Genomic DNA, 3,612 nt, shown 5'->3' on the forward strand with positions numbered 1-3,612 from the left:
TTTCACACCCTTATAGACGCCGCAGAAGAGGAAGACATAAAAGAAGCGCTGCTTGCGTATACGTTTTTACTAAAATCAGAAAACGGCTTAACCGCCCAAACGCTTGATGAACAAATAGAGCATTGGTTTAAAAGCAAATACCAGTGCGATCTTGATTTTGAAATTAGCGATGCGCTTGAAAAGTTGGAGCGTATTCGCTTAGTAACGTGCACTAATGATGTGTATAGCGCAATAAATTTGGAACACGCAAAAACTATTTTGGATGAGCGCTGGGATAACCTTTTTCAATATAATTAACCTGCAAAGTTTACTTAACAACAAAAAGCAGCTGAAATTTCAGCTGCTTTTTACGTTATGTATTGAGCTTCAACTGGCTAAGCTGCTTGATGCCTATTAAACTTTGCATGCACTAATTTATAAAGTGCAGGCAATATTAATAGCGTAAGTAAGGTTGATGAAATAATCCCGCCAACCACAACCGTAGCCAGCGGCCTTTGTAGCTCAGCGCCGGTGCCAGTATTTAGCGCCATAGGAATAAACCCTAAACTAGCCACTAAAGCGGTCATAAGTACTGGACGCAGGCGCGAAAGTGCACCTGTTTGTATCGCATCGATTAAACTGAGCCCATCGGCTCTTAATTGTTTAATAAACGACAGCATAACCACGCCATTTAATACCGCTACACCACTTAGCGCTATAAACCCCACGCCTGCCGATATTGATAACGGCATATCGCGTAATAGTAACGCAAGCACACCTCCGGTCAGTGCAAGTGGTACGCCGCTAAATATAATTAACGAATCACGAAGTGAATTAAACGCACTGTAAAGCAGGCCAAATATAAGCAATAAAGTAACTGGCACCACCAGCGATAACCGCTTACTTGCCGATTCTAATTGCTCAAATGTACCGCCGTATTCAATCCAATAACCACTTGGTAAATTAAGATCTGAATTTAAAGCGGCTTGTGCATCACTTACAAAGCTTGCTAAATCACGCCCTTCTACATTTGCAGTAACAACAACATTACGCTTACCGCTTTCACGGTTTATTTGATTAGGCCCTTTATCAATACTAATATTTGCTACTTCGCCAAGCGGTACAAATGCAAGGTCTGGGTTGGCACTTTTGGGCACGGCCACTGGCAAACGCGCAAGCTGTGATACATCGTTTGACCAGCGCTCATCTAAACGCACTAATAACGAAAAGCGTTTATCGCCTTCATAAATAAGCCCGGTTTGTACACCGCCTACCGCAGCACTTACACTTTGCTGTATATCGGTTACTGTTAAACCTAACAGCGCCATATGATCGCGAAGCGGCGTTACCGAAAGTGTAGGCAAACCTTCCATTTGCTCAAGGCGTACATCAGTTGCGCCTGTAATGTTTTGCACCAAGGCTGTGGCTTTTTCGCCATACTGTTTTAATGTTGATAAATCATCGCCATAAATACGCACCGCAACGTCGGCGCGCACGCCTGCTATTAACTCGTTAAAACGCATTTCTATAGGTTGCGTAAACTCATAATTATTACCTGGTACTTCATTTACTAAATGGCGAATTTGCTTAACCAGCTCTTCTTTACTTAAAGCGGGATCAGGCCATTGTTCGCGCGGCTTTAACATTAAAAAGGTATCGGCAACGTTAGGTGGCATAGGATCGTTTGCTACATCTGGAGTGCCAATTTTTGAAAATACTTTTTCAACTTCAGGTATGTCTAAAATGGCTTGCTCTAGCTCTTTTTGCATTTTTACCGATTGTTCAATACCGGTGCCGGTAATGCGCAGTGCGTGCATGGCTATATCGCCTTCATCAAGCTGCGGTAAAAATTCAGCGCCCATATTTTTAACTTTAAAGCCAAGTGCAATTACAAGCACAGCAGCAATGCTTAACATTACCCAAGGCAACTTAAGCGATAAACCAAGCAGTGGTTTGTAGCCTTTTTTAATAACGATCATAACCGCATTTTCGCTCTCACTCACCTTGCCACGTACAAATACCGCAATAGCCGCAGGTACAAAGGTAACAGCAAAAATAAGTGCGCCAACTAGTGCGGCTACAACAGTAAATGCCATTGGCTGGAACATTTTTCCCTCAACACCACTAAGCGCAAACAGCGGCAAATACACCAGCATAATAATTAAAATGCCAAACACCGCTGGGCTAAATACTTCTTTAGTAGCGGCGGTTACAACACTTAAACGCTCATTTAATGTAAGTAGCCGGCCATGTTTATGCTGCGCAAGGCCAAGTTGCCTTAAACAGTTTTCAACCACAATTACAGCGCCATCAACTATTAAACCAAAGTCGATTGCGCCTAAACTCATTAGATTACCCGATACGCGATTACCTACCATGCCGGTAACGGCAAATAACATACTAAGCGGAATAACCATTGCCGTAATAAGCGCACCAGTTACATTACCTAATAACAGCAGCAAAATAACAATCACTAATACCGCGCCTTCGAACAGGTTGGTTTTTACGGTTGCTATGGTTTTATCAACAAGGGTTGTGCGGTCATAAACTGCTTCTACCACAACACCTTCAGGCAAGCTTAGCTGTACGTCTTTGAGTTTATCAGCCATGGCTTTTGCCACTACGCGACTGTTTTCGCCAATTAGCATCATGGCGGTGCCGAGCACGGTTTCTTTACCGTTATAAGTAGCAGCGCCGGTTCTAAGCTCTTTACCTAAACGCACATTTGCTACATCTTTAATCCGTACCGGTGCATCATCTCGCTTAGCAATAACCGTGTTAGCGATGTCATCAATGGTTTTTAATTGCCCTGGCGAGCGCACTAAATATTGTCCATCAAAGCGTTCTATAAACCCTGCGCCTTGATTACTGTTATTTAATTTAAGTGCAGTAATTACATCGCTTAGCGTGAGCTTATAAGCGAGTAGTTTTTCAGGCATGGGCGCTACTTGGTACTGGCGCTCAAAGCCACCTTGGCTGTTTATTTCGGTAATGCCTTTTACTTTTAATAGCTGCGGGCGAATAACCCAATCTTGCAGAGTACGTAAATCCTCTGCGTTAAATGGCGTGCCATCGTCTTTTGATGCGCCTTTATTTGCATGCACAGAGTAAGTAAAAATCTCCCCTAGCCCGCTGGCAATTGGCCCTAAGTTTGGCTCAATATTGGCTGGCAAGTCTGAGCGAATACTTTGAATGCGCTCTGATATTTGCTGGCGCGCCCAGTAAATATCGGTGCCTTCGTTAAAAATAACGGTAACTTGCGAAAGTCCATAACGCGAAATCGAACGAGTGTAATCAAGCTTTGGTATGCCCGCCATAGCGGTTTCAATTAAATAGGTAATGCGCTGCTCTGCTTCAAGCGGGGTAAACCCAGGCGCTTTTGTATTTATTTGTACTTGCACATTAGTTATATCGGGTACGGCATCAACGGCTAAATTTTGTGTGTTGTATACACCAAACCCAGCAAATAAAAGCGTGAGCGCAAGCACCATCATGCGGCGTTTAACCGCAAAAGAAACTATCCAATCAATCATGCTGCCTCCTAGTGTGAGTGGCTTGCGCCGCTTTTTAAAATATCGGCTTTAATTACATAACTGTTTTGCGTTACGTACTCACTATTTGGCGAAAGCCCCT

Annotated in this window: 1 protein-coding gene and 1 pseudogene; one reads left to right on the forward strand and one right to left on the reverse strand. The window is 43.4% G+C overall.

All coding sequences use genetic code 11. The annotated features are described in order from the left end of the window. Positions 1 to 297, forward strand: a pseudogene (locus H5072_RS14525) (DUF3754 domain-containing protein); the annotation flags it as partial. A gap of 77 nt (positions 298 to 374) precedes the next feature. Here H5072_RS14525 and H5072_RS14530 read toward each other — a convergent pair. Next, positions 375 to 3,512: an efflux RND transporter permease subunit gene (locus H5072_RS14530; RefSeq protein WP_182693920.1), complete on the reverse strand. Its 3,138-nt coding sequence runs from the start codon at positions 3,510 to 3,512 to the stop codon at positions 375 to 377. Between the last annotated feature and the right edge of the window lie 100 nt (positions 3,513 to 3,612).

The organism is Pseudoalteromonas sp. SR45-5 (assembly GCF_014163565.1).
In the GTDB taxonomy this organism is placed as follows: Bacteria; Pseudomonadota; Gammaproteobacteria; order Enterobacterales; family Alteromonadaceae; genus Pseudoalteromonas; species Pseudoalteromonas distincta.

Bases quoted from the DNA above. Each gene is read 5' to 3' on its own strand.
- H5072_RS14530 (WP_182693920.1), bottom strand. From the start codon at position 3,512: ATGATTGATTGGATAGTTTCTTTTGCGGTTAAACGCCGCATGATGGTG.